The sequence below is a fragment of the Mycobacterium sp. PTI7 genome (genome assembly GCF_056679845.1).
Window position 1 is genome coordinate 3,707,918 of record NZ_CM155252.1, and the last position, 22,761, is coordinate 3,730,678.

Consider the following 22,761-nt stretch of genomic DNA (forward strand, 5'->3'; position numbering starts at 1 on the left):
AGCCCCTACGCGACGGCGACGACGTGCTGGCGCTGCGGCTCGCTGCGGTACCGGCTCGCCTGTCCGTCGATCTTGCAGATGCGCCAGATCAGCTTGGCGAGCGGGTTCATGAGCCCGGTCTCGTGGCACAGCATGCGGACGTCGCCGAAGGTGTCGCGCAGGAACTGGCGGCCCTGCGGGCGGTCGAAGAAGATGTCCTTCTTCACGGACTTCGGGATGTCGAACTCCTCCCAGAAGGCCTTCGGCGGAACGACGATCGCCTGACACAGCACGCGCATGATGATCGGCACGTGCAGCGAGAGCACGAAGCGCTTGAAGCGACCGGTGCTGGTCACCCGCTTGTGCAGGTACTCGTGGGCGAAGGAGATGTGGCGGGCCTCCTCGGCCACGTGGATGGCCATGACGCGCTCCATGATCGGATGCAGCGCCTTGCCCTCGCGCAGGACGTTCTTCTGGATGTGGTCGATGGGCTCCTCGCCGGCGAGCACGCCGAAGAAGAACACGATCGGCAGCGGGCCCGCGGCGAGCGGGATCAGCTGCGACAGCCACTTGAGCATGCGGGGCATGCCGGGCACGTCAATGCCGATGCGGTTGACCATCTCCTGGAACATCAGGGTGTGGTTGCACTCCTCGACCGACTCGTGGAGGCAGTAGCGGTACTCGGGCGAGCCGTTGGGCACCCAGAACGCGTAGTTCATCAGGCCGCGGATCAGGATCGACTCGAAGTGCAGACCCACCTTCGCGACGTTGGCCTGGCGCCACATGCCGATCTCGATCTGGCGTTCCCGGCTCTGCGCCTGGTACCAGGGGTGCATGCCGAACGGGTCGGTGGACGGGAGGATCCAGCGCTCGTCGTTCGGGGTGACGGCGAACGCGGGAGAATCCCAGTCGATGTCGCCGTAGGGGTTGAAGTTGCGTCGCACGGAGCCCGCGGAGAGCGTCTCCAGCTTGTTCACGTACTCGGTATCGTCGACGACGTCCATGTTCTTGCGCCAACGCCGGATGACGCGGGTCCGAGCGGTCTTGACAGCCATTTGATGCCTCCCGTGAGGTTTACATTTGTCGGCCTGCTGTCTAAGTACGGTACCCGTGGTCCCAGTAATTGAACAGGGCATTCCGGGCGATGTGCCCCAGCCGCGTTATCCACGTCACATGTGAGGCAGGTCACAACCGATGGTCGAACTGAAGAGCGCCGCCGAGATCGAGAAGATGGCCGCGGCCGGTGCCGTCGTCGCCGAGGCACTGCGCGCGATCGCGGCCCACGCGACCCCGGGCAGGACCACCCGCGACCTCGACGCCGTCGCCGCCGACGTCCTCGCCGGGCACGGCGCTACGTCGCCGTTCCTGAACTACCACCCGCGGTGGTCGCCCACGCCGTTCCCGGCCGTGCTGTGCACCAGCGTCAACGACGCCGTCGTCCACGGCATCCCCACCGACGAGGTGCTCGCCGACGGCGACCTGGTTTCGGTCGACTTCGGCGCCGTCCTGGACGGGTGGTGCGGCGACGCGGCACGCAGCTTCGTCATCGGCACGCCGAGGCCCGGGGACGCCGACCTCATCGCGATGACCGACGCCGCGCTGGCCGCGGGCATCGCCGCCGTCCGGCCCGGCAACACCCTGGGCGACATCGGTGCGGCCATCGCGGGGGTGGCCCGCGGCGCCGGCTACGGCATGCTCGCCGATCACGGCGGCCACGGCATCGGGCGCACCATGCACGAGGATCCGCACGTCCCCAACGAGGGCCGCGCGGGCAAGGGCCTGAAGCTGCGTCCCGGGCTCGTCATCGCGATCGAACCGATGCTCATCGCCGACGGCACCGACGACTACTCCCACGACGCCGACGGCTGGACGCTGCGCACCGCGTCGGGCGCCCGGGCCGCGCACAGCGAGCACACCGTCGCCGTCACCGCCGACGGCGCCCGCATCCTCACGCTCTAAGCTCGTGACCATGTCCGACGCCGATCTGACCATCCCCGCCGACCTCAAGCCCGCCGACGGACGGTTCGGTTGCGGGCCGTCCAAGGTCCGCCCCGAGCAGCTCGCGGCCCTCGCCGCGGCGGGCGACCTGTTCGGCACCTCGCACCGGCAGGCGCCCGTGAAGAACCTGGTGGGACGCGTGCGCGACGGCGTCCGCCAGCTGTTCAGCGTCCCCGACGGCTACGAGGTGATCCTCGGCAACGGCGGCTCGACCGCGTTCTGGGACGCTGCCGCGTTCGGACTCGTCGACAAGCGCTCGCTGCACCTGACGTTCGGCGAGTTCAGCGCGAAGTTCGCTTCCGCCGTGAAGGCGAACCCGTTCGTCGGTGAGCCCATCGTGATCAAAGCCGACGCGGGCAGCGCGCCGAAGCCGCAGTCCGACCCGGACGTCGACGTCGTCGCCTGGGCGCACAACGAGACCTCGACCGGTGTGGCCGTACCCGTCGAGCGACCCGAGGGTGACGCCCTCGTCCTGATCGACGCCACGTCGGCCGCCGGCGGCCTGCCCGTCGACATCGCCGACGCCGACGCCTACTACTTCGCGCCGCAGAAGAACTTCGCCTCCGACGGCGGCCTGTGGTTCGCGGTGATGAGCCCGGCCGCCCTGGCGCGCGTCGAGGCCATCGCGGCCTCCGGACGCTGGGTACCCGACTTCCTCTCGCTGCCGATCGCGATCGACAACAGCCTCAAGAACCAGACCTACAACACCCCCGCCATCGGCACGCTGATCCTCATGGTCGAGCAGCTCGACTGGCTCAACGGCAACGGCGGCCTGGACTGGGCGGTCTCCCGGACCGCGGACTCGTCGCAGCGGCTGTACGGCTGGGCCGAGGCGTCCGAGTTCGCGACCCCGTTCGTCGGCGATCCCGCGCTGCGCTCCCAGGTCGTCGGCACCGTCGACTTCGCGGAGTCGGTCGACGCCGCGGCCGTGGCCAAGGTGCTCCGCGCCAACGGCATCGTCGACACCGAGCCCTACCGGAAGCTGGGCCGCAACCAGCTCCGCGTCGCGATGTTCCCGGCCGTCGATCCCGAGGACGTCAGCGCGTTGACCGCCTGCGTCGACTGGGTCGTCGAACACCTCTGACCTCGTGCGTAACAGTGCCCGGGGCCCGCGTGTCGAGCCTGGTCACGACTCGGTAACGCAGTAGGGTGACGCCTTAGCCCCAAGGAGGTTGATATGCGCGAACTCAACGTCGTCGGCTTGGACGTCGACGGTAAGAGCGTCATCTGCGAATCGGCCGACTCGGGTGAGAAGTTCCTCCTGATCCCCGACGGCCGGCTGCACGCAGCTCTGCGCGGTGACCGGGTGGGGTCCAGCAAACCCAAGGTCGAGGTCGACATGTCGAACCCACTGCGTCCCAGGGACATTCAGTCCCGCATCCGTGCCGGCGCCTCCGTCGAGCAGGTCGCCGAGGCGGCCGGCGTCGACGTGGGGCGCGTCGAGCGCTTCGCCCACCCCGTGCTGCTGGAGCGCTCGCGGGCCGCTGAGCTGGCCACCGCCGCGCACCCCGTGCTCGCCGACGGACCGACGGTCATGACGCTGCTCGAGACGGTGACGACGTCGCTCATCGGACGCGGCCTCGATCCCGACGCCACCGAATGGGACGCCTGGCGCAACGAGGACGGCCGCTGGACCGTGCAGCTCGCATGGAAGGCCGGCCGCTCCGACAACGTCGCGCACTTCCGCTTCAGCCCCGGCTCGCACGGCGGCACCGTCACCGCCTTCGACGACGCGGCCTCCGAACTGGTCGATCCCGACTTCCGCCGCCCGCCGCTGCGCTCGGTCGCGCTGCGCACCAGTGCGGCCCCGGAGCGCAGGGCCGCCGTGGAGCACCGGGTCGAGGAGGTCGCCGACTACGCGGACGACTTCGCCGACGACTCGGTCACCGAGCCGCAGCTGCCGCTGACGCCGCCGATCCCGGAACCGGCGCCGGCCGCCGAAGCAGCGCCCGAGGCGCCGCAGAAGCCCCGCGCACGCCGTCGCAAGCCCGAGGTTCCGGCCTGGGAGGACGTGCTGCTCGGCGTCCGCTCCGGCACGCAGCCCTGAGCCGCTAGCCGTAGCCGCCGGCGGCCATCGCCAGCAGTACGACCCAACCGACGGCCACGCCGACGCCGCTGCCCAGCACGAACCACCGCCAGACCGGTCGTGCGCGCCATCCCCACACCGTCGGGGCCAACCCGCCCACGGCCACGACGTTGAGTCCGACAGCCAGTAGCGGATGGACGCGCACCAGCCCCAGGCTGAGCACGATGATGGCCGCGCCGGTGACCGCCGCCACGAAACCCGCGACCGTCAGCCCGGTGCCCCAGGGCGTCACCTCGTCGTCGATCACGCTCACATCATTCCCCGGCTCGCGTCGCCCCCGCCCGCCGGGACCCTGGCCCGTTCGTAGAACGCCAGGGCCGCAGCGGTCGCCACGTTCAGCGAGTCGGTCCCCCGCGACATCGGGATGCGCACGCGCTCGTCACTGCTGCGCATCGTGTGCTCGTTCAACCCCGGCCCCTCGGCCCCGACGAGGATCGCGACGCGGTCCCCGGCCAGGTCGCCCATCGCCTCGTCGAGAGTGCGGGCCGCCGGGTTCGGCGTCATCGCCAGCACCCGGAAACCGTTGTCGCGCATGATGTTCAGATCGGCGGGCCACTCCGCCGACCACGCGTAGGGCACCAGCAGAGCGTGGCCCATCGAGACGCGGACCGCCCGCCGGTAGAGCGGATCCGCACAGCCGGTGCCGAACACGACGGCATCGACGCCGAGACCGGCGGCGTTGCGGAACACCGAGCCGAGGTTCTCGTGGTCGTTGACGCCCTCGAGCACCGCGACGGTCCGCGCGTCGGCCAGGACCTCGTCGACGGTCAGCTCCCGCGGTCGGGGCGCGGCGGCGAGCACGCCGCGGTTGAGGTGGAATCCGATGACCTCCGCCATCACCTCGGCACTCGCCCGGTAGTACGGCGCCGACGTGGTCGCGAGGTCGTCGGCCAGTTCGCGCAGCCGACGGTCGTTGCCGAGGAGCGCACGCGCCGTGAACCGCGAGGCGAGCATCCGCTGCACCACGAGGACGCCCTCGGCGATCACCAGGCCCTTGCCGGTCGGCAGGTCGGGGCGGCGGTCGATGCTGTTGAGGTCGCGGAAGTCGTCCAGGCGGGGATCGGCGGGATCGTCGACGTCCACGACGTTGGGCGGCCCGGTCACCCGGCTTCGTCGACGATGGCGAGCATCAGATCGGCTGCCTCGAGCAGACATTCGCGTTGCTCCGGGGTCAGCGCGGCGAGCCTCTGCTGCAGCCACTCACGGCTGGCGCGGCGCTCCGCTTCGATGAGGTCGGCCCCCGCCCGCGACACGGCGACCAGCACCTGACGTCCGTCGTCGGGGTGCGCCGAGCGGTCCACGAAGCCGAGTTCGGCGAGCGAGGCGATCACCCGGGTCATCGACGGCGGCCGCACGCGCTCCCGGATGGCCAGCGCACCGGGCGTCAGCGGCCCCTCCTTGGAGAGCGTCGCCAGCGCCGACAACTGCGACAGCGACACCGGGGAATCGGGGCGACGGAACCGGAGTTGCCGTGCCAAACGGACCGTGGCCAGGGACAAGTCGCTGGCCAGCCGCGCATCGGCGTCGCTCACGAGGCATCAGAGTACCGACAGCGAGTTCCCAGCAGTCGCAGCGACGCAGGGTCAATCGGCTACGTTTGGTCGCGATGACCGATTTCGAGCCCTTCCGCGACGCACCGCAGCCCCCACCGCTGCCTGCGTCGTTGCTGACGCAGTGGCCGGTGATCGGCGGCATCGCCGTCGGCTGGCTCGTCGCCGTCATCCTCGCGTTCGCGGTACCCGCGCTGCACGACTGGCGGCCGACGACCGTCGCGGGACTGGGCGTCGGAGTGCTTGGCACGTCGATCTTTCTGTGGCAACGTGCCGCCGTGCGTCGCGGATCCCGCGGCGCACAGACCGGCCTGAACTAGAACTCACCTGGAGGAACCGTGGCTGATCCGTTGCTTCGAGCCGAGATCGAGATCGCCGCACCGCCGGCGAAGGTCTGGGGGCTGGTGTCCGACCTCAAGCTGATGCCGAAGTGGAGCCCGCAGTGCCGGCTCATGAAGGCGTTCGGGCCGCTCCGGCAGGGCACCAAGACGATCAACGTGAACCGGCGCGGCCTGTTGTTCTGGCCGACCACCAGCCAGATCACCGAGTTCATCCCCGGCGAGAAGCTGGCGTTCCGGGTCAACGAGAACAACACCGTGTGGAGCTACGAGTTGGAGCCCACCGCGACCGGCACCCGCCTGGTCGAGAGCAGGCACGCCGAGAACGGCGTCAAGCCGATCTCGAACACGCTGGTGAACGCCGTCATGGGCGGCGTCCCGAGCTTCGAGCGCGAACTGGTCGCCGGCATGAACGACACGCTGTCGCGCATCAAGGCCGCCGCCGAGGCGCGATAGCCCCTCAGGAGTCGGTGCGGTCGATCACGCCGTCGTCGTACGGATCGAACATCGGCGACCCGATCCGCGCCGGCTCCGGCGTGTCCGAGTGCGCGCCGCAGCCGTAGTCGAGTGCGACCACGTGCCCGTCGGCCGACATCTCGTTGCCGCAGACGCCGAACAACCGGCCGAGCGACCCCGACAGCGGCAGCCAGAAGCCGCAGTCGCGGCACACCCGCCGGGTGGACCGGGCCATCGGCGAATTGGGTCCGTACTCGCCCTCGTACCACCGCTGTGCGGCGTCGGTCCGACCGAGATCGCCCAGCACCTGCTTGCGACCGAAGCCGACCTCGGCGGCCAGTTCGTCGAGTTCCTCGTCGCCGGACGACAGGAAACCGGGCACCAGCCGCGGGTCGTTCGTGGCGGGGGCGAGCAGGTCGCCGGGACCGAGATCGCCGGGCTGCACCCGCTCGTGCCAGGGGACCCACGCCGGCGCCAGCAGCGCCGTCGGGCCCGGGACCAGCACGACCTCGCTCACGGTGGCGCGTTCCGCGCCCGGATACGCCGCGACCACGACGGCCCACTGCCAGCCCTGGTATCCGGGCATCACGGCCAGGAAACGGTGGGTGGCGGCCGACGGGTCGTCGACGGTGGCGCCGAGGTATTCGCCGACCTGATCGTCGACGTCGTCGTCGCTGCCCTCGACGATCGCATCACGCGCGAGATCGACGGCACCCATCAGGATTGCCGTCAGGTCTGGCGACGACGGCGCGACGTCGGGCTCCGACGTCTGCGCGGCGTCCTGTTCTGCGGGTTCGATCATGCTGTCCATCGCCTCCGATTCTGCCTGACACCAGCCGGGCAAAGCCACACCGGCTGCCCTACGGGCGGCCGTCCGACCGATGGGGAACAATCGGAGGCGTGAGCGGACCACGTCGCGACCCGGGACCATCCGGGGATCCGCGGGACCCGCACTACCACCCGCCCCGCCCTCCCGCGGACTCCGAGCACCCCGGTATGGCCAACTACCCGAGCGACGACTCACTGCGCCGGCGGCCCCGCCGCAACCCGTCGTCGCCCAGCGCGAACCGGTGGCTCCCGCCGCTCGAGGACGAGGGCGAGGGTGCCACGCAACAGTCGCGGTCGGCGTCCGACGCGGGCCGCGGAGAGCGGGTCACCGTCACCCGCGCCGCCGCGCAGCGCAGCCGCGAGATGGGTTCGCGGATGTACGGCCTCTTCCACCGTGCGGCCACCGCCGACGGCGCCGACAAGTCCGGGCTGACAGCGCTGACCTATCCCGTGATGGCCAACTTCGCCGCCGACTCGGCGATGGCCGTCGCACTCGCCAACACCCTCTTCTTCGCGGCCGCGTCCGGTGAGAGCAAGAGCAAGGTCGCGCTGTACCTGCTCATCACCATCGCGCCGTTCGCCGTCATCGCCCCGCTGATCGGCCCGGCGCTCGACCGGCTGCAGCACGGCCGACGGGTGGCGCTCGCGATGTCGTTCGGGCTGCGGACCGTGCTGGCGGTGGTCCTGATCGCCAACTACGACGGCGCGAACGGCAGCTTCCCGTCGTGGGTGCTGTACCCGTGCGCCCTCGGTGCGATGGTGCTGTCGAAGTCGTTCAGCGTGCTGCGCAGCGCGATGACGCCACGCGTACTGCCACCCAGCATCGACCTGGTGCGGGTGAATTCGCGGCTGACCGTGTTCGGACTGCTCGGCGGCACCATCCTGGGTGGCGCCATCGCCGCGGGAGTCGAGTTCTCGTTCAACGTGTTCCACCTGCCCGGCGCGCTGTACGTGATGGCCGTCGTCACGGTGGGCGGCGCCGTGCTGGCGATGCGCATCCCCAAGTGGGTCGAGGTCACCGAGGGCGAGGTGCCCACCACGCTGACCTATCACGGGCCCACCGGGACACCGGACCGCCCGACCACCAAGCGACCCAAGCAGCCGCTCGGCCGCAACATCATCACCTCGCTGTGGGGCAACTGCACCATCAAGGTGATGGTCGGCTTCCTCTTCCTCTACCCGGCGTTCGTCGCCAAGTCGCACGACGCCAGCGGTTGGGAACAGCTGCGCATCCTCGGCTTGATCGGCGCCGCGGCGGCCATCGGCAACTTCACCGGCAACTTCGCGAGCGCCCGCCTCAAACTCGGCCATCCCGCGCAGCTGGTGGTCCGCGCGACCGTCGCCGTGACCGTGGTCGCGGTCCTGACCGCGCTGACCGGCAACCTGTTCGTGGCGGCCTTTGCGACGCTGATCACCTCGGGCGCGAGCGCCGTCGCCAAGGCGTCGCTGGACGCCTCGTTGCAGGACGACCTCCCCGAGGAGTCCCGCGCGTCGGCGTTCGGGCGTTCCGAATCGCTGCTGCAGCTGGGGTGGGTGGCGGGCGGCGCCACCGGCGTGCTGATCTATACCGACCTGTGGGTCGGCTTCACCGCCATCAGCGCGGTGCTCATCCTCGGCTTGGCGCAGACCCTCGTGAGCTACAGCGGCGACTCGCTGATCCCGGGCTTCGGCGGCAACAGGCCGGTATTCGCGAAGAAGGAAGGCGGCATGTCGAAGGCATCTGCGGTACCACGATGAAGAAGGTCGTGGCGATGCTCGTCGCGGTCGCCGTGCTGTCGACCGCCGCCACCGCGGTGCTCGTCTGGCAGATGTCCCGCGACCACGGGCCGACGCACCCCGAGATCAGCGCCTTCACCCGCGGGCAGCTGGTCCGCATCGAGCCGTACCGCTACTGCGACGTCTACGACATCACCCAGTGCGACGGCACCGGGGTCAGCGCCGAACTCCGCGTCACGCCGAACGACCAGATCCAGGTATCGCTGCCCGAGGGAATCGCGAAGGCGCCGTGGGTGCTGCTGCGCTCCTACGAGGACGGCGGACCCGAGCAGGTCGAGGAGTTCAAGCCGAACAGCCGGGTGGCCGTCACCATCCCGCCCGTCGACTCGCAGCGCGGCAAGCTCACCGGCTTCGCGGTGATGCTGCCCACCCTGGTGCGCGACGAGGAGGGTAATGAGTTCCCCTGGCCGCACGCCGAGTGGTCGGTCAGCACGGTGTGGTCGTGACGGGCCGGACCTAGGCCGCGCCGTGCCCCTCCGGCACCCGCTCGCCCTCGCGCGTCGGCCCGGGCGGCGTGCCGTCGCCGAACGGACGGCCGCCCAAGTCCTCACGGCCGTGTGACGTCAGCCAGTTCGACAGGTCCGGACCCTTCGGGACGACGCCGGTGGGATTGATGTCGGTGTGCACCTCGTAGTAGTGGTGCTTGATCTGCTCGAAGTCGGTGGTGTCCCCGAATCCCGGCGTCTGGAACAGGTCCCGCGCGTACGCCCACAGCACCGGCATCTCGGACAGCTTGGAGCGGTTGCACTTGAAGTGTCCGTGATACACGGGGTCGAAGCGGGCCAGCGTGGTGAACAGCCGGACGTCGGCCTCGGTGATCGTGTCGCCCACCAGGTAGCGCCGCTCGGACAGCCGCTCGGTGAGCCAGTCGAGCGCGGTGAACAGCCGGTCGTAGGCCTTCTCGTAGGCGCCCTGCGAGCCGGCGAAGCCGCAGCGGTACACCCCGTTGTTGACCTCGGTGTAGATGCGCTGCGCCACCTCGTCGATCTCGGCGCGGTGCTGCTCGGGATACAGCTGCGGAGCGCCCTCGCGATGGAACTCGGTCCACTCCGTCGACATGTCCAGCGTCATCTGGGCGAAGTCGTTGGTCACGACCGCGCCCGTCGGCACGTCGACGAACGCCGGCACCGTGATGCCCTTCGGATACTCGGGGTCGCGCTTGAAGTAGGCGTCCTGCAGCCGCGGGATCTTCAGCACCGGGTCGACGCCGCCGGGATCCAGGTCGAACGTCCAGCTGCGTTCGTCGTGCGTCGGCCCGCAGAAGCCGATCGAGATGGCGTCCTCGAGGCCCAGCAGCCTTCGCACGATGATGGCGCGGTTCGCCCACGGGCAGGCCCGCGCGACGACGAGCCGGTAGCGACCGGCCTCGACGGGATACCCGTCGCGCCCGTCGGCGGTGATGCGGGTGGTGATGTAGTCGGTGTCGCGGTCGAACTCGCCCTTGGGGTTCACGTAGCTCACGGCGTCAGTGTTCCCCGTCGAGCGTCGAGGGAATCCGCCGCGAGTTCTGCGCCGCGGTCGTTGCAGACGCCGAATTGCAACGCACGTGCAGATTTCGCGCAGCGCACGAGAGAACTAGGCGTCCAGCTCCTGCGCGACGGCCTTGACCACCTCGGACACCCGCCGCGCGATCTTGCGGTCGGGGTAGCGACCCTTGCGCAGCTCGGGCTGGACCGCACCTTCGAGGAGCGTGATCATGTCCTCGACCATGCCGTGCAGCTCGTCAGGCGTGTGCTTGTGCTCGGGGCGCTCGGCCTCGCGACGGGTCTTGGAGAGGCTGGGAGGCGGCTCGATGACCTTCAGGCTGAGGGCCTGCGGACCACGACGACCGGCGGCGATGCCGAACTCGACCTTCTGGCCGGGCTTGAGTTCCGCGACGCCACTCGGGAGGGCCGACGAGCCGACGTAGACGTCCTCGCCTTCCTCCTGGGACACGAACCCGAAGCCCTTCTCGGCGCTGTACCACTTCACCTTGCCGGTAGGCACTGGTCTCACCCGCTCGTTTCATCGCTCGACATCGAACACATAATTAAGGCGCCCCGCCTGCGCAGGACGCGAACGCCGCCGATCCTACTCGGACGCCGGCACGGCCAGCGACCCCATTAGTCGGTAGCCTTGAGTTCCCCGCTGGAGGAGATCATGCGCCTGATCCTGAACGTCATCTGGTTGATCTTCGGTGGCCTGTGGCTGGCCCTCGGGTACTTCCTCGCGGGAATCATCTGCTTCGTCCTCATCATCACCATCCCGTTCGGCTTCGCGGCCTTCCGGATCGGTGTCTACGCGCTGTGGCCGTTCGGCTCCACGGTGGTCGACAAGCCGGGCGCCCGGCCGGGTGCGCTGGTCGGCAACGTCATCTGGCTGATCGTCGCGGGAATCTGGCTGGCGATCGGCCACGTGCTGACCGCGATCGCCATGGCCGTCACGATCATCGGCATCCCCTTGGCCATCGCCAACCTCAAGCTCATCCCCGTCTCGCTGCTGCCGCTGGGCAAGGAGATCGTCCCGGTCGGCACCAACACCGGCGACCGGGCCCGCTACGGGGTGCCGCAGTGACGTCGATCGACCTCGGGGTGCCGATGCCGCGCCGCATCGTCACCGGCGCACCCGCCGACGGCCCGCTGATCGACACCTACGGCCGGGCCGCCACCGACCTGCGGGTCTCGCTGACCGACCGGTGCAACCTGCGCTGCACCTACTGCATGCCCGCCGAGGGACTGTCCTGGCTGCCCAACGACCAGCTGCTGTCGGCGTCCGAACTGGCCCGGCTGCTGTCGATCGCGGTGACCCGCCTCGGCGTCACCAACGTCCGCTTCACCGGCGGCGAGCCGCTGCTGTCCCGCCACCTCGAGGAGGTGATCGCGGCGGCCGCCGCGCTGACCCCGCGGCCCTCGATCGCGATGACCACCAACGGCGTCGCGCTGGCCGGCCGCGCCGACGCGCTGAAGGCCGCGGGCCTGGACCGGGTCAACGTGTCGCTGGACACCGTCGACGCCGCACGCTTCGCGAGCATCACCCGCCGCAATCGGCTCTCGGACGTGGTCGACGGGCTCGCGGCGGCCGCCGCCGCGGGGCTCGCCCCGGTCAAGGTGAACGCCGTCCTCGACGCGGTCACCGGCCTCGACGACGCCGTCGAACTCCTACGCTTCTGCCTGGCCCACGGGTATCAGCTGCGCATCATCGAGCAGATGCCGCTGGACGCCGAGCACCAGTGGAACCGGGACGAGACGATCACCGCCGCCGACATCCTCGGGGCGCTGCGCCGCGAGTTCGACCTGCAGCCCGACCCGGCACCGCGCGGATCGGCCCCAGCGGCCCTGTGGCGCGTCGACGGCAGCACCGCCACCGTCGGCGTCATCGCGTCGGTCTCCGAGGCGTTCTGCGCCGCGTGCGACCGCACCCGGCTCACCGCCGACGGTCAGGTCCGCAGTTGCCTGTTCTCCACGGATGAGACGGATCTGAGAGGCCTGCTGCGCGACGGGTCTGGTGACGACGCCATCGAGGCGGCGTGGCGGACCGCGATGTGGGGCAAGCCCGCGGGGCACGGCATCAACGATCCGGACTTCGTCCAACCCAGCCGCCCGATGAGTGCGATCGGCGGTTGAGCGCCGTGCACGTGACCGTGCGCTACTTCGCTGCGGCCCGCGCGGCGGCGGGCGTCGACTCCGAAGAAATCCAATTGACGCCCGGCACGACCGTCGACGACCTCGTGGCCAGGCTCGCCGACCGCGGCCCGGATCTCGCAAAAGTGCTGCTGCGGTGCTCGTTTCTGCGCGACGGCGTCGCCGTGCGAGATCGCACCGCGCCGCTCGGAACAACCGAGACCGTCGATGTATTACCGCCCTTCGCGGGCGGATAGGCGTGATGTCCGTCACATCACGGAATGATCACAAACTGGCCGCAGCCTCTCGGTTCCCATTCTTGCTCCTGCGGAAACACCGAATATTCCTGCGCCTTTAAGGTCCTCATAATATTTGCTGGGCGGGGAAACGCCGAGGTCGGCCGAAGGTGACGCAATCGCGGCGAGCCGTTACGGTTCCATCCAAGCCACCCGACCCCCATTGCGTGGCCTGCCGTGTCTGATAGCGCCGAGCTTCATCCGTCGGACGCGGTCAACGACGAACAACCTGGATGAAGGCGGGGGACCCACCGGTCCACCGAAAGGAAGACCAGGGACTGCACCTAGTTCCTTGGGGTGAAGCCGACACTCGTGTCGGCCGGGCAACCTCTTGAGCCCGAACCCGACAGCTGACCTCGCGGGCGCAGACGAGAGGATTTTCCATTTCCATGAGTGGACGGCATCGCAAGGCCACGACATCGGCCCCCGCTGTAACCGTTGCAAAGGTCGCCTTCACGGGCGCGGTGATCGGTGGCAGCAGCATCGCCCTCGCCGGCATGGCCGGAGCAGCGACCGACGGCGAGTGGGACCGGGTCGCATCGTGTGAGTCCGGTGGCAACTGGGCCATCAACACGGGCAACGGCTACCAGGGCGGACTTCAGTTCTCCCCCAGCACCTGGTCCGGACACGGCGGCAGCGAGTACGCGCCGTCGGCCCACATGGCCAGCAAGGACGAGCAGATCGCCGTCGCCGAGCGCGTCCTCGCCTCGCAGGGCCGCGGCGCCTGGCCGACCTGTGGTCGCGGCCTCTCCTCCGCCACGCCGCGCAACGTCGTCGCCGACGCCCCGCAGCCGCTCGACAACCCGGAACTCAACGGCGAACTGCCGCCGCCCCCGCCGTTCGAGCTGTTCTCGGCTCCGGTGCCCGAGCTTCCGCCCCCGCCGCCGCCCGCACCCGAGCTGCTGCCGCCGCCCCCGCCCGAGGCCGCAGCACCGCTCGACGCGCCGCTGCCTCCGCCGCCCGCCCCCGAGCTGCCCCCGCCGCCGCCCGAGGCGGCCGTGATGCCGCTCGACGCACCCCTGCCCGTCGACCCGGCGATGACCGTCGGCGCCCCCATGCCCATGGACGCGCCGCTGCCCCCGCCGGCCGATCTGCCGCCGGCCCCCGTGGACCTGCCGCCGGCTCCCGCCGACCTGCCGCCCGCACCGGACGCCGTCGCCCCGCTGGACGCGCCGCTGCCGCCCGCACCCGAGCTGCCCCCGCCGCCGGCCCCGCCGGTCGTCGAGGCCGCCAACTGGGACGTCATGCCCGGTGGCCCGGCACCCGTCGATCAGCCGCAGGTGTGGTCGCTCGACCGTGCGGACCTGCCCCTCGAGCCGGTGTTCCCCGCGCCGCCGGCGCCGCCCGCACCCGACGTGCCGGCTCCCGCTCCGGCCCCCGCTCCCGATCAGCCGGTCGCGCTGGCCGACGGCACGGTGCCCGCACCGGCCGCCCAGGGCGTCCCGCACCTCGCGAGCCCCGACGCGCTGCCCCCGGGCTCCACGATGGACCCCGCCACGCAGGGCCCCGAGGGTCCGAACACCAGCTACCTGAAGGATCTGTGGCAAGCGGTGCAGGGCCACGAGATCAGCGGCAAGGAGGCCCTGATCATGGGTCTCGCGCAGCGCGGCATGAACACGCCGTACCCGACGCAGGCCGCCGGCCCCAACGTTCCGCTGACGCCCGGCAACGCACCGCTCGCCGCCGATGCGCCGCTGCCCGCCGACGTGCCTCCGGGCGCGCCGACACCCGCTCCGCTGCTGCCCGCTCCGGGCGCGTAGTCGGAAGGCTCGGCCTGGCCCCTCGGGTCTAGGCCGAGCCCACCCATTCCTCGGAGCCGTCGGCGAAGAACTGGTGCTTCCACACCGGTAGGCGCGCCTTGACGGTGTCCACGAGCAGCGCGCACGTCTCGAATGCCGCCCGCCGGTGATCGGCAGACACGGCGGCCACCAGGGCGGCGTCCCCGATGTGCAGGGTGCCGACGCGGTGGCTCACCGCGATCGCACGGACCCCGTCGGCGCTGCGCGCGACCTCTTCGGCCACCTCGACGAGCGTCTCGAGCGCCGTGGGATGTGCGGAGTACTCCAGGCGGGTGACGCCCTTGCCGCCATCGTGGTCGCGGACCACACCCGAGAACCCGACTACGGCACCTGCCGCCTCGTGCGCGACCAACGACTCGTGTTCGGTCAGGTCGATCAGGTCCTCCGTGAGCGCGACACGCACGATCGCCGTCATCGGTACCTACTCCTCTTCGCGCGGGCGCTCATCGGTGCCTTCTCCTCTTCGCGCGGGCGCTCATCGGCCGTGGTCTCCGCCGGCGAGTTGGTCCAGCGCGTGATCCAGGACGTCGGCGAGCACGCCGAGGCCGTCCTTCACCCCACCGGTCGAGCCGGGCAGGTTGACGACGAGGATGCCGTCCCGGACGCCGCACACGCCGCGTGACAGCACCGAGGTGGGCACGTGCGGCAGCCCCGACCGCCGGATCGCGTCGGCGAGACCGGGGATCTCGTAGTCGACGATGGCGGCGGTCGCGTCGGCGGTGCCGTCGGTCGGTGAGATCCCGGTGCCGCCGGAGGTGATGATCAGGTGGACCTGCTCGCCGACCGCGGTGATCAGTGCGCGGCTGACGGCCATGCCGTCGGCCACGACGATCGGATCGGGTACGCCGAACCCCCTGGCGCGCAGCCATTCGACGATCACCGGGCCCGTGCGGTCCTCGTAGACGCCGTTCGCGGCGCGCGTGGAGGCGATGACGACGCGGGCGGTGCGCACCCGCGCGACCGTCACCTCGTCCAGCTTCCGGTCTTGCCGCCGTCCTTGCGCACCACGGCGATTCCCTCGATGGTCGCGGCGGGGTCGACGGCCTTGAGCATGTCGTAGAGCGTGAGTGCGGCGACGCTGACCGCCGTCAGCGCCTCCATCTCGACGCCCGTGCGGTCGGTGGTGCGGACGGTGGCAGTGACGTCGACCGAGTCGGTGCCGATCTCGAAGTCGACGTCGACGCCGGTGAGCGCCAACTGGTGGCACAGCGGGATGAGGTCGCTGGTGCGCTTGGCCGCGAGGATGCCCGCGACGCGGGCGGTGGCCAGTGCGTCACCCTTGGGTAGGCCCTTGGACGCGATGAGGTCGACCACGTCGGTGCGGGTCCGCAGGGTGCCCCTGGCGACGGCGGTGCGCTTGGTGGCGTCCTTGGCGGTGACGTCGACCATGTGTGCCGCGCCCTCGTCGTCGAGGTGCGACAACCGATCGGTCACGGCTACTTGTTGACGACGGTGACCGGGTGCGTGTACGGCAGGGTGTCGGCAGGCAACGGGAACGTCACGTCGCCGAACGGGGACAGCGCACCGGTCCGGTCGGTCGCCAATTCGCTGACGGCATGGTCGCCGTCGTCGATCGTGGGCCAGCCATTGTCGACGTACTGCTTCTTCTTCTCAGCCACGTACCCATTGTGGCAGGCCAAGCGGTGGCTGGCGAGACCGGTCGGCTGGCTTAGGCTGGAAGTCGATGACCGAACCCAGCCCCGCCCTGCCGTTGGGCACCTGGTTGGCCGGCCTGCCCGACGAGCAACTGATCCGGTTGCTGGAGTTGCGACCCGATCTCACCCAGCCGCCGCCAGGTTCCATCGCGGCACTGGCAGCCAGGGCGCAGTCCCGACAGTCGGTGAAGGCCGCCACCGACGACCTCGACTTCCTGCGGCTCTCCGTGCTCGACGCGCTGCTGTTCCTGCACGCCGACGCCGCCCCCGTCGCGACCACCAAGCTGGTCGCCCAGTTCGCCGGCGACGACGGGGTCCTCGACGCGCTGAACGACCTACGCGAGCGGGCGCTCGTCTGGGGCGACGACGACGTCCGCGTCACGGCCGAGGCCGCGTCGGGTCTGCCCTGGTATCCCGGCCAGGTGACGTCGGAGGCCACGGTCCCCGACCCGGCGACCATCGCGGACCTCCTCGCCGGTCTCGACGCGCCGCAGCGCGAACTCCTCGAGCGCCTCGTCGAGGGATCGCCCGTGGGCCGCACGCGCGACGCCATTCCGGGCACCCCCGCCGACCGTCCGGTGCAGCGACTGCTCGCCGCAGGCCTGCTCCGGCAGATCGAGGACGACACGGTGATCCTGCCGCGGCTGGTGGGCCAGGTGATGCGCGGTCAGCTGTCCGGCCCCACCGGCCTCCGCCCGCCCGACCCGGTGGTGTCGACCCTCAAGGTCGCCGACACCGACGCCGCAGCAGCCGGATCGGCGATCGACCTGCTGCGCGAGGTCGAGCTGATTCTCGACACGCTGTCGAGCGGGCCGATCCCCGAACTGCGCAGCGGCGGTCTGGGCGTCCGTGAGGTCAAACGCCTGGTCAAGGTCACCGGCATCGACGACCACCGACTCGGCCTCCTGCTGGAGGTGGCGGCCGCGGCAGGCCTGATCGCCGTCGGCATGCCGGAGCCCGAACCGCCGGACGGGCTCGGACCGTTCTGGACGCCCACCGTGGCGTCCGATCGGTTCGTCGAGTCGTCGGCGGGTGCACGCTGGCATCTGCTGGTGACGTCCTGGCTGGAACTGTCCGCCCGGCCCAGCCTCATCGGCGAACGTGGCCCGGACAACAAACCGTATGCGGCACTGTCGGATTCGCTGTACTCGACGGCCGCGCCGCTGGACCGCCGGCTGCTGCTGCGCGTCCTCGCCGACCTGCCTCCGGGATCCGGCGTCGACGCCGACCACGCCGCCGCGGCCCTGGCCTGGCGGCGCCCCCGCTGGGCGGCCCGCCTGCAACCGGGGCCCGTCAGCGCGCTGCTCACCGAGGCGCACGCGCTGGGCGTCGTGGGCCGCGGCGCACTCGCATCGCCCATCCGCCTGCTGCTCGACGACGCTCCCGAGGACGCCGTCGTCGCCGCGATGAGCAAGGTCCTGCCCAAGCCCATCGACCACTTCCTCCTGCAGGCCGACCTCACGGTCGTCGTCCCCGGACCGTTGGAACGCGAACTCGCCGAACGGCTCTCAGCGGTCGCCACCGTCGAGTCCGCGGGCGCGGCCATGGTGTACCGGATCAGCGAGGCCACGATCCGGCGGGCGCTGGACACCGGCTGCACCGCCGTCGAACTGCACGCGCTGTTCGAGAAGCACTCCAAGACGCCGGTTCCCCAGGGCCTGACCTATCTGATCGACGACGTCGCCCGCAGGCACGGTCAGCTGCGGGTCGGCATGGCGTCGTCGTTCGTCCGGTGTGAAGACCCCGCGCTGCTCGCCCAGGCCGTGGCGGCGCCCGCGATGGCCGCCGTCGAGATGCGCACGCTGGCGCCCACCGTCGCGGTGTCGGCGGCGCCGATCGCGGACGTGCTCGCGGGACTGCGGGCGGCGGGCTTCGCGCCCGCAGCCGAGGACTGGTCGGGCACCATCGTCGACATCCGCAACCGCGGCTCCCGGGTGCCCGCGCCGAACCGTCGGCGCGGCTACCGCCCGCTGCCGACCCCGAACGCGCAGACGCTCGGCGCCATCGTCGCCGTCCTGCGCAGGATGGGCGGCGCCCACCCGCCGGGATCGCGGCTGGACCCCGCCGAGGCGATGGCGCAGCTGCAGTCGGCCGCGCATCAGCAGACGTCGGTGGTGATCGGCTACGTCGATCCGGCGGGGGTCGCGACGCAGCGCGTCGTCGCACCGATCAACGTCCGCGGCGGCACGCTGACCGCCTTCGATCCCGCCGCCGGACGGGCTCGCGAGTTCGCCATCCACCGCGTGACCTCCGTCGTGTCGGCCGACTCGCAATAATGGATGGAATGAGTACAGGAAGCGCGGGCGCCAAGTGACCGACGGCCCGCTGATCGTCCAGTCCGACAAGACACTGCTGCTCGAGATCGACCACGAGCTGGCAGGCGCGGCCCGCTCGGCCATCGCGCCCTTCGCCGAACTGGAACGTGCCCCCGAGCACGTGCACACCTACCGCATCACCCCGCTGGCGCTGTGGAATGCGCGCGCGGCCGGCCACGACGCCGAGCAGGTGGTCGACGCGCTGGTCTCCTTCTCGCGCTACGCCGTGCCGCAGCCGCTGCTGGTCGACATCGTCGACACCATGGCCCGCTACGGCCGCCTGCAGCTGGTGAAGAGCCCGGTGCACGGGTTGATGCTGGTGAGCACCGACCGCGCCGTCCTCGAGGAGGTGCTTCGCAACAAGAAGATCGCCCCGATGCTCGGCGCCCGCGTCGACGACGACACCGTGCTCGTGCACCCCAGCGAGCGCGGCCGCGTCAAGCAGATGCTGCTGAAGATCGGCTGGCCGGCCGAGGACCTCGCCGGGTACGTCAACGGCGAGGCGCACACCATCGAACTCGACCAGACCGGGTGGGAGCTGCGCGACTACCAGGAGATGGCCGTCGACTCGTTCTGGGCGGGCGGCTCGGGCGTCGTCGTGCTCCCCTGTGGCGCAGGCAAGACGCTGGTCGGCGCCGCCGCGATGGCCAAGGCGGGCGCCACCACGCTGATCCTGGTCACCAACACCGTGGCCGGCAGGCAGTGGAAGCGCGAGCTGATCGCCCGCACCTCGCTCACCGAGGAGGAGATCGGCGAGTACTCCGGCGAGCGCAAGGAGGTCCGGCCGGTCACGATCGCGACCTACCAGGTGATCACGCGGCGCACCAAGGGCGAGTACAAGCACCTCGAGCTCTTCGACAGCCGCGACTGGGGCCTGATCATCTACGACGAGGTGCACCTGCTGCCCGCGCCCGTCTTTCGCATGACCGCCGACCTGCAGTCGCGCCGCCGGCTCGGTCTGACCGCCACGCTGATCCGCGAGGACGGCCGCGAGGGCGACGTGTTCAGCCTCATCGGACCCAAGCGGTACGACGCCCCGTGGAAGGACATCGAGGCGCAGGGCTGGATCGCGCCTGCGGAGTGCATCGAGGTGCGCGTCACGATGACCGACAACGAGCGGATGATCTACGCGACGGCCGAACCCGAGGAGCGCTACAAGCTGTGCTCCACGGCGCACACCAAGATCGCCGTCGTGAAGTCGATCCTCGATCGTCACCCCGGCGAGCCGACCCTGGTGATCGGCGCCTACCTCGACCAGCTCGACGAGCTGGGTCAGGAACTCGACGCCCCGGTGATCCAGGGGTCGACCAAGAACGCCGAGCGCGAGGTGCTGTTCGACCAGTTCCGCCGCGGCGAGATCCGCACGCTCGTGGTGTCGAAGGTGGCGAACTTCTCCATCGACCTCCCCGAGGCGAGTGTCGCCGTCCAGGTGTCGGGCACCTTCGGGTCTCGGCAGGAGGAGGCGCAGCGCCTCGGCCGGCTGCTGCGGCCCAAGGCCGACGGTGGCGGCGCGGTCTTCTACTCGGTGGTCTCCCGCGACAGCCTCGACGCCGAGTACGCCGCCCACCGGCAGCGCTTCCTGGCCGAGCAGGGCTACGGCTACGTCATCAAGGACGCCGACGACATGCTCGGCCCCGCCATCTGACGGGTCCGCGATCCCGACTCCGTCGCGGAGGCGACGATCAGGCGTTAGCCTCATCACCTATGACCCGCAGCAGCGCCACGTCGCGCACGAACGCCGCCAAGGTCGCCGTGGCAGGCGTCGTCCTGGGCTTCGGCGCTCTGGTCCTGGCCGTACCCGCAGGTGCCGAACCCGTGGTGCCGACGCCGGTGCCGGGTGACCCCGCGGCGCCGCCCCCGCCCGGGCAGCCCGTCGTCGTGCAGGACGTCGCAGGTGGGGATGCCCCGCCGGCCCCGCCGCCGATGGGTGCGCCGCCGGTGCCGGAGATCCAGAACCAGCAGTACGGCCAGGGATCGCGATCGGGTCCGCTCGGCTTCCTGCGGGATGCCTGGCATCAGGCGCAGAACCCGTACGGCGAGGCCATGCCCGTCGGTGGCGCCCCGCCGCCCGGAGCCGGACCGGCACCCCAGTTGCCTCCCGGCTACCAGTCGACGAATGCGCCCGAGTCCAACGGTCCGCCCCCCACCGGCAATTACTCCGGCGGGCCTGCGCTGCCGGAGGGGTACTTCCCGCTGAACGGGCCGCCGCCTCCCGGATACTTCGACGGACCGCCGCCCCCGGCGCCCGTGACGCCGGGTGGGTACGTGCCGGTGGTCTCTCCGCCGCCGCCGCCGCTGCTGCCGACGCCGTAGGCCGGCTGCTCAGCCGGGGATCGCGCGGTGCGGATCGTCGGCCGGTAGCCATGCATCCGCCGCGGTGAGAGCCGACGGGTCGATGCCGGAGGTGAAGGCGTCGACGACGGCGTGCACGGACGGACTGGGTTCGTCGCGCCGCCACACCAGTGACCACGTCCACATCGGCACCATGCCGACCACGGGACGCCGCACCAGGTCCGGCGGTGTCGGGTCAATCTGCCCCTTGGGGTTGTTCAGCACCGGACGCCGGAGCCTGCGGACGTGGTCGAAGAACGTCGAGCCCGTCACGCCACCGTCGTCGACGCGGACCGGATCCACGCCCGCGTCCCGGGCGAACTCGGCCGCGTAGCGGTTCCACGACGACCAGCTGGCCTCGTCGGAGTCGAGGAGCACGGTCAGGTGCCGTGCCTCCACGGGCGAGGTGTCCGTCCCGGTGCACAGGGCGTAGAGCCGGTCGGTTCCGACCAGGCGCGCGTCGAGCGACAGGGCCGTCAGGTCGGACCGCTCCACCCAGCAGATCGCCAGGTCCAGACTGCCGTCCGCGACGCGTGCCGCCTGCGCGTGTGACGGCATCACCCAGGTGTCGACCCGAACCCGCGCCACGCCGGCGGCGCGTTCGGCCCAGTCCGTGGGACACCACTGCACGCATCCGATGCGCACCGGCTCCGACGAGGACAGGCCCAGCGCCTCCCGGCGGAGTTCGTCGGCCTGCCCGATCAAGGCGCGCGCTCGCGGCAACAGCGCCGACCCCGCCGCGGTGAGCGCCACCGACCGCCGATCGCGGTCGAACAGCTGCACCTTGAGATCGCGCTCGAGGGACTTGATCTGTTGCGAGAGTGAGGGTCCCGCGATGCGCAGCCGTTCGGCGGCCCGCCCGAAGTTCAGTTCGTCGGCCACCGTGACGAAGTAGCGCAGCTGTCGCAGCTCCACGCCGGTCAGCGTAGTGCAGTGGGAGGTTCTGCCTACCAGCACCGAGCAAACCGGTCGCCCCCAGGCGGACTCGGCAGCAGCCGTGCCGCGTTCGAATGATCATCACCTCGAGAAGGGACCACGACCATGACCACCACTCCCCGCGTCGCACTCATCACCGGCGCCTCCCAGGGCATCGGCGAAGGACTCGTCGCCGGCTACCGCAAGCTCGGCTACGCGGTCGTCGCGACGTCCCGCACGATCGGCGACCACCACGACCCCGACGTCCTGACCATCGCCGGCGACATCGCGCGACCCGGTGTCGGTGCACGCGTCGTCGACGCCGCCGTCGAACGCTTCGGACGGATCGACACCGTGGTCAACAACGCGGGCATCTTCATCGCGAAGCCCTTCGTCGAGTACACCGACGAGGACTACGACGCGATCACCGGCGTGAATCTCCGGGGGTTCTTCGACGTGTCCCGCGCCGCGGTGGCCCAGATGCTCCGCCAGGGCGACGGCGGACACCTCGTCACGATCTCGACCACGCTCGTCGAGCACGCCAACTCCGCCGTGCCGTCGGCGCTGGCGTCGCTGACGAAGGGCGGGCTCAACGCCGCGACCCGAGCGCTGGCCGTCGAGTACGCCACCCGTGGAATCCGTTCCAACGCAGTCTCACTCGGCATCATCCGCACACCGATGCACGAACCGTCGGAGTACGAGGCCCTGGCGAAGCTGCATCCCGTGCAGCGGGTCGGCGAGATCGACGACGTCGTCGACGCGGTGCTGTACCTGGAGAACGCGCCATTCGTCACCGGTGAGATCCTGCATCTCGACGGCGGCCAGAGCGCGGGTCACTGA

General features: G+C 70.8%; 27 protein-coding genes and 1 riboswitch. Of the genes, 15 read left to right on the forward strand and 12 right to left on the reverse strand.

All coding sequences use genetic code 11. The features are described 5' to 3' along the window. Positions 1 to 5 precede the first annotated feature (5 nt). Positions 6 to 1,034: an AurF N-oxygenase family protein gene (locus AC1MEY_RS17815; protein WP_480226769.1), complete on the reverse strand. Its 1,029-nt coding sequence runs from the start codon at positions 1,032 to 1,034 to the stop codon at positions 6 to 8. Between the two features lie 139 nt (positions 1,035 to 1,173). Between AC1MEY_RS17815 and map the strand changes: the two genes are divergently transcribed. From map to sepH, 3 genes are all read left to right on the forward strand, one after another. Next, complete coding sequence (gene map / locus AC1MEY_RS17820) at positions 1,174 to 1,938, forward strand: type I methionyl aminopeptidase (RefSeq protein ID WP_480226770.1); 765 nt, start codon at positions 1,174 to 1,176, stop codon at positions 1,936 to 1,938. Between the two features lie 10 nt (positions 1,939 to 1,948). Continuing rightward, the gene (serC, locus tag AC1MEY_RS17825) at positions 1,949 to 3,061 is read left to right on the forward strand and encodes a phosphoserine transaminase (protein ID WP_480226771.1); all 1,113 of its coding nucleotides are present in this window, start codon (positions 1,949 to 1,951) and stop codon (positions 3,059 to 3,061) included. Between the two features lie 93 nt (positions 3,062 to 3,154). Continuing rightward, the gene (gene sepH / locus AC1MEY_RS17830) at positions 3,155 to 4,024 is read left to right on the forward strand and encodes a septation protein SepH (protein ID WP_480226772.1); all 870 of its coding nucleotides are present in this window, start codon (positions 3,155 to 3,157) and stop codon (positions 4,022 to 4,024) included. A 4-nt stretch (positions 4,025 to 4,028) separates the two neighbouring features. Here sepH and AC1MEY_RS17835 read toward each other — a convergent pair whose 3' ends face one another. The 3 genes from AC1MEY_RS17835 to AC1MEY_RS17845 are packed head-to-tail and all read right to left on the reverse strand — an operon-like array spanning position 4,029 to position 5,595. After that, a complete protein-coding gene (locus AC1MEY_RS17835; protein WP_480231546.1) occupies positions 4,029 to 4,307 on the reverse strand; it encodes a DUF2537 domain-containing protein in 279 nt (92 codons plus the stop codon). A gap of 5 nt (positions 4,308 to 4,312) precedes the next feature. Further along, on the reverse strand, positions 4,313 to 5,167 hold the full coding sequence (locus AC1MEY_RS17840; RefSeq protein WP_480226773.1) for a TrmH family RNA methyltransferase: 855 nt from the start codon (positions 5,165 to 5,167) through the stop codon (positions 4,313 to 4,315). Continuing rightward, entirely contained in the window at positions 5,164 to 5,595 is a 432-nt protein-coding gene (locus AC1MEY_RS17845) for an Rv0880 family HTH-type transcriptional regulator (RefSeq protein ID WP_480226774.1), read from the reverse strand. The genes AC1MEY_RS17840 and AC1MEY_RS17845 overlap by 4 nt, the downstream gene beginning before the upstream one ends. Positions 5,596 to 5,669: 74 nt before the next feature. Here AC1MEY_RS17845 and AC1MEY_RS17850 point away from each other — a divergent pair, with 74 nt between their 5' ends. Both AC1MEY_RS17850 and AC1MEY_RS17855 read left to right on the forward strand, forming a co-directional pair. Next, positions 5,670 to 5,933, forward strand: a complete 264-nt coding sequence (locus AC1MEY_RS17850) for a DUF2530 domain-containing protein (RefSeq protein WP_480226775.1) — start codon at positions 5,670 to 5,672, stop codon at positions 5,931 to 5,933. Between the two features lie 18 nt (positions 5,934 to 5,951). After that, the gene (locus AC1MEY_RS17855; RefSeq protein WP_480226776.1) at positions 5,952 to 6,407 is read left to right on the forward strand and encodes an SRPBCC family protein; all 456 of its coding nucleotides are present in this window, start codon (positions 5,952 to 5,954) and stop codon (positions 6,405 to 6,407) included. Positions 6,408 to 6,411: 4 nt separating this feature from the next. Here AC1MEY_RS17855 and AC1MEY_RS17860 read toward each other — a convergent pair whose 3' ends face one another. Further along, entirely contained in the window at positions 6,412 to 7,209 is a 798-nt protein-coding gene (locus tag AC1MEY_RS17860) for a DUF3027 domain-containing protein (protein ID WP_480231547.1), read from the reverse strand. Between the two features lie 194 nt (positions 7,210 to 7,403). Here AC1MEY_RS17860 and AC1MEY_RS17865 point away from each other — a divergent pair, with 194 nt between their 5' ends. Then, the gene (locus AC1MEY_RS17865; RefSeq protein ID WP_480231548.1) at positions 7,404 to 8,972 is read left to right on the forward strand and encodes an MFS transporter; all 1,569 of its coding nucleotides are present in this window, start codon (positions 7,404 to 7,406) and stop codon (positions 8,970 to 8,972) included. Then, positions 8,969 to 9,457: a DUF2771 domain-containing protein gene (locus AC1MEY_RS17870; protein WP_480226777.1), complete on the forward strand. Its 489-nt coding sequence runs from the start codon at positions 8,969 to 8,971 to the stop codon at positions 9,455 to 9,457. Before AC1MEY_RS17865 ends, AC1MEY_RS17870 begins: the two co-directional genes overlap by 4 nt. Before the next feature lie 10 nt (positions 9,458 to 9,467). Here AC1MEY_RS17870 and AC1MEY_RS17875 read toward each other — a convergent pair whose 3' ends face one another. Together AC1MEY_RS17875 and AC1MEY_RS17880 are read right to left on the reverse strand one after the other, a co-directional pair. Further along, positions 9,468 to 10,472, reverse strand: coding sequence for a glutathione S-transferase family protein (locus tag AC1MEY_RS17875; protein ID WP_480226778.1), 1,005 nt, complete (start codon positions 10,470 to 10,472; stop codon positions 9,468 to 9,470). A gap of 114 nt (positions 10,473 to 10,586) precedes the next feature. Beyond that, a complete protein-coding gene (locus AC1MEY_RS17880) occupies positions 10,587 to 10,997 on the reverse strand; it encodes a cold-shock protein (RefSeq protein WP_480226779.1) in 411 nt (136 codons plus the stop codon). 153 nt (positions 10,998 to 11,150) lie between these two features. Here AC1MEY_RS17880 and AC1MEY_RS17885 point away from each other — a divergent pair, with 153 nt between their 5' ends. The 4 genes from AC1MEY_RS17885 to AC1MEY_RS17900 all read left to right on the forward strand — a co-directional run bounded on the left by AC1MEY_RS17885 (position 11,151) and on the right by AC1MEY_RS17900 (position 14,666). Further along, the gene (locus AC1MEY_RS17885) at positions 11,151 to 11,564 is read left to right on the forward strand and encodes a YccF domain-containing protein (protein WP_480231549.1); all 414 of its coding nucleotides are present in this window, start codon (positions 11,151 to 11,153) and stop codon (positions 11,562 to 11,564) included. Then, positions 11,561 to 12,613: a GTP 3',8-cyclase MoaA gene (gene moaA / locus AC1MEY_RS17890; protein ID WP_480226780.1), complete on the forward strand. Its 1,053-nt coding sequence runs from the start codon at positions 11,561 to 11,563 to the stop codon at positions 12,611 to 12,613. Before AC1MEY_RS17885 ends, moaA begins: the two co-directional genes overlap by 4 nt. After that, the gene (locus AC1MEY_RS17895) at positions 12,610 to 12,867 is read left to right on the forward strand and encodes a MoaD/ThiS family protein (protein ID WP_480226781.1); all 258 of its coding nucleotides are present in this window, start codon (positions 12,610 to 12,612) and stop codon (positions 12,865 to 12,867) included. The genes moaA and AC1MEY_RS17895 overlap by 4 nt, the downstream gene beginning before the upstream one ends. Before the next feature lie 247 nt (positions 12,868 to 13,114). Continuing rightward, positions 13,115 to 13,286: riboswitch (cyclic di-AMP (ydaO/yuaA leader) on the forward strand. 9 nt (positions 13,287 to 13,295) lie between these two features. Next, a complete protein-coding gene (locus tag AC1MEY_RS17900) occupies positions 13,296 to 14,666 on the forward strand; it encodes a transglycosylase family protein (RefSeq protein WP_480226782.1) in 1,371 nt (456 codons plus the stop codon). A gap of 28 nt (positions 14,667 to 14,694) precedes the next feature. On the opposite strand, the gene AC1MEY_RS17905 is transcribed toward AC1MEY_RS17900, so the two are convergent. Genes AC1MEY_RS17905 through AC1MEY_RS17920 form a run of 4 tightly spaced genes read right to left on the reverse strand, consistent with a single transcriptional unit; the run spans position 14,695 to position 16,324 of the window. After that, on the reverse strand, positions 14,695 to 15,120 hold the full coding sequence (locus AC1MEY_RS17905) for a molybdenum cofactor biosynthesis protein MoaE (RefSeq protein ID WP_480226783.1): 426 nt from the start codon (positions 15,118 to 15,120) through the stop codon (positions 14,695 to 14,697). A 60-nt stretch (positions 15,121 to 15,180) separates the two neighbouring features. Beyond that, a complete protein-coding gene (locus tag AC1MEY_RS17910) occupies positions 15,181 to 15,672 on the reverse strand; it encodes a MogA/MoaB family molybdenum cofactor biosynthesis protein (RefSeq protein WP_480226784.1) in 492 nt (163 codons plus the stop codon). Beyond that, positions 15,669 to 16,094: a cyclic pyranopterin monophosphate synthase MoaC gene (gene moaC / locus AC1MEY_RS17915; protein ID WP_480231550.1), complete on the reverse strand. Its 426-nt coding sequence runs from the start codon at positions 16,092 to 16,094 to the stop codon at positions 15,669 to 15,671. Before moaC ends, AC1MEY_RS17910 begins: the two co-directional genes overlap by 4 nt. 47 nt (positions 16,095 to 16,141) lie before the next feature. Then, complete coding sequence (locus AC1MEY_RS17920) at positions 16,142 to 16,324, reverse strand: hypothetical protein (protein ID WP_480226785.1); 183 nt, start codon at positions 16,322 to 16,324, stop codon at positions 16,142 to 16,144. A 65-nt stretch (positions 16,325 to 16,389) separates the two neighbouring features. Between AC1MEY_RS17920 and AC1MEY_RS17925 the strand changes: the two genes are divergently transcribed. The 3 genes from AC1MEY_RS17925 to AC1MEY_RS17935 are packed head-to-tail and all read left to right on the forward strand — an operon-like array spanning position 16,390 to position 20,988. Beyond that, positions 16,390 to 18,636: a helicase-associated domain-containing protein gene (locus tag AC1MEY_RS17925; protein WP_480226786.1), complete on the forward strand. Its 2,247-nt coding sequence runs from the start codon at positions 16,390 to 16,392 to the stop codon at positions 18,634 to 18,636. A gap of 34 nt (positions 18,637 to 18,670) precedes the next feature. Beyond that, the gene (locus AC1MEY_RS17930) at positions 18,671 to 20,320 is read left to right on the forward strand and encodes a DNA repair helicase XPB (RefSeq protein ID WP_480226787.1); all 1,650 of its coding nucleotides are present in this window, start codon (positions 18,671 to 18,673) and stop codon (positions 20,318 to 20,320) included. Between the two features lie 59 nt (positions 20,321 to 20,379). Beyond that, on the forward strand, positions 20,380 to 20,988 hold the full coding sequence (locus tag AC1MEY_RS17935; protein ID WP_480226788.1) for a hypothetical protein: 609 nt from the start codon (positions 20,380 to 20,382) through the stop codon (positions 20,986 to 20,988). Between the two features lie 9 nt (positions 20,989 to 20,997). Here AC1MEY_RS17935 and AC1MEY_RS17940 read toward each other — a convergent pair whose 3' ends face one another. Continuing rightward, on the reverse strand, positions 20,998 to 21,921 hold the full coding sequence (locus AC1MEY_RS17940; protein ID WP_480226789.1) for a LysR family transcriptional regulator: 924 nt from the start codon (positions 21,919 to 21,921) through the stop codon (positions 20,998 to 21,000). Positions 21,922 to 22,047: 126 nt separating this feature from the next. Between AC1MEY_RS17940 and AC1MEY_RS17945 the strand changes: the two genes are divergently transcribed. After that, entirely contained in the window at positions 22,048 to 22,761 is a 714-nt protein-coding gene (locus tag AC1MEY_RS17945) for an SDR family NAD(P)-dependent oxidoreductase (protein WP_480226790.1), read from the forward strand.

What these genes read in the sequence shown, in the direction of transcription:
- AC1MEY_RS17900 (WP_480226782.1), top strand. Translation starts at nt 13,296, where the DNA reads ATGAGTGGACGGCATCGCAAGGCCACGACATCGGCCCCCGCTGTAACC.
- AC1MEY_RS17865 (WP_480231548.1), top strand. Translation starts at nt 7,404, where the DNA reads ATGGCCAACTACCCGAGCGACGACTCACTGCGCCGGCGGCCCCGCCGC.
- AC1MEY_RS17860 (WP_480231547.1), bottom strand. Translation starts at nt 7,209, where the DNA reads ATGATCGAACCCGCAGAACAGGACGCCGCGCAGACGTCGGAGCCCGAC.
- AC1MEY_RS17850 (WP_480226775.1), top strand. Translation starts at nt 5,670, where the DNA reads ATGACCGATTTCGAGCCCTTCCGCGACGCACCGCAGCCCCCACCGCTG.
- AC1MEY_RS17905 (WP_480226783.1), bottom strand. Translation starts at nt 15,120, where the DNA reads ATGACGGCGATCGTGCGTGTCGCGCTCACGGAGGACCTGATCGACCTG.
- AC1MEY_RS17870 (WP_480226777.1), top strand. Translation starts at nt 8,969, where the DNA reads ATGAAGAAGGTCGTGGCGATGCTCGTCGCGGTCGCCGTGCTGTCGACC.
- serC (WP_480226771.1), top strand. Translation starts at nt 1,949, where the DNA reads ATGTCCGACGCCGATCTGACCATCCCCGCCGACCTCAAGCCCGCCGAC.
- AC1MEY_RS17935 (WP_480226788.1), top strand. Translation starts at nt 20,380, where the DNA reads ATGACCCGCAGCAGCGCCACGTCGCGCACGAACGCCGCCAAGGTCGCC.
- moaC (WP_480231550.1), bottom strand. Translation starts at nt 16,094, where the DNA reads ATGGTCGACGTCACCGCCAAGGACGCCACCAAGCGCACCGCCGTCGCC.
- AC1MEY_RS17945 (WP_480226790.1), top strand. Translation starts at nt 22,048, where the DNA reads ATGACCACCACTCCCCGCGTCGCACTCATCACCGGCGCCTCCCAGGGC.
- sepH (WP_480226772.1), top strand. Translation starts at nt 3,155, where the DNA reads ATGCGCGAACTCAACGTCGTCGGCTTGGACGTCGACGGTAAGAGCGTC.
- map (WP_480226770.1), top strand. Translation starts at nt 1,174, where the DNA reads ATGGTCGAACTGAAGAGCGCCGCCGAGATCGAGAAGATGGCCGCGGCC.
- AC1MEY_RS17885 (WP_480231549.1), top strand. Translation starts at nt 11,151, where the DNA reads ATGCGCCTGATCCTGAACGTCATCTGGTTGATCTTCGGTGGCCTGTGG.
- AC1MEY_RS17925 (WP_480226786.1), top strand. Translation starts at nt 16,390, where the DNA reads ATGACCGAACCCAGCCCCGCCCTGCCGTTGGGCACCTGGTTGGCCGGC.
- AC1MEY_RS17815 (WP_480226769.1), bottom strand. Translation starts at nt 1,034, where the DNA reads ATGGCTGTCAAGACCGCTCGGACCCGCGTCATCCGGCGTTGGCGCAAG.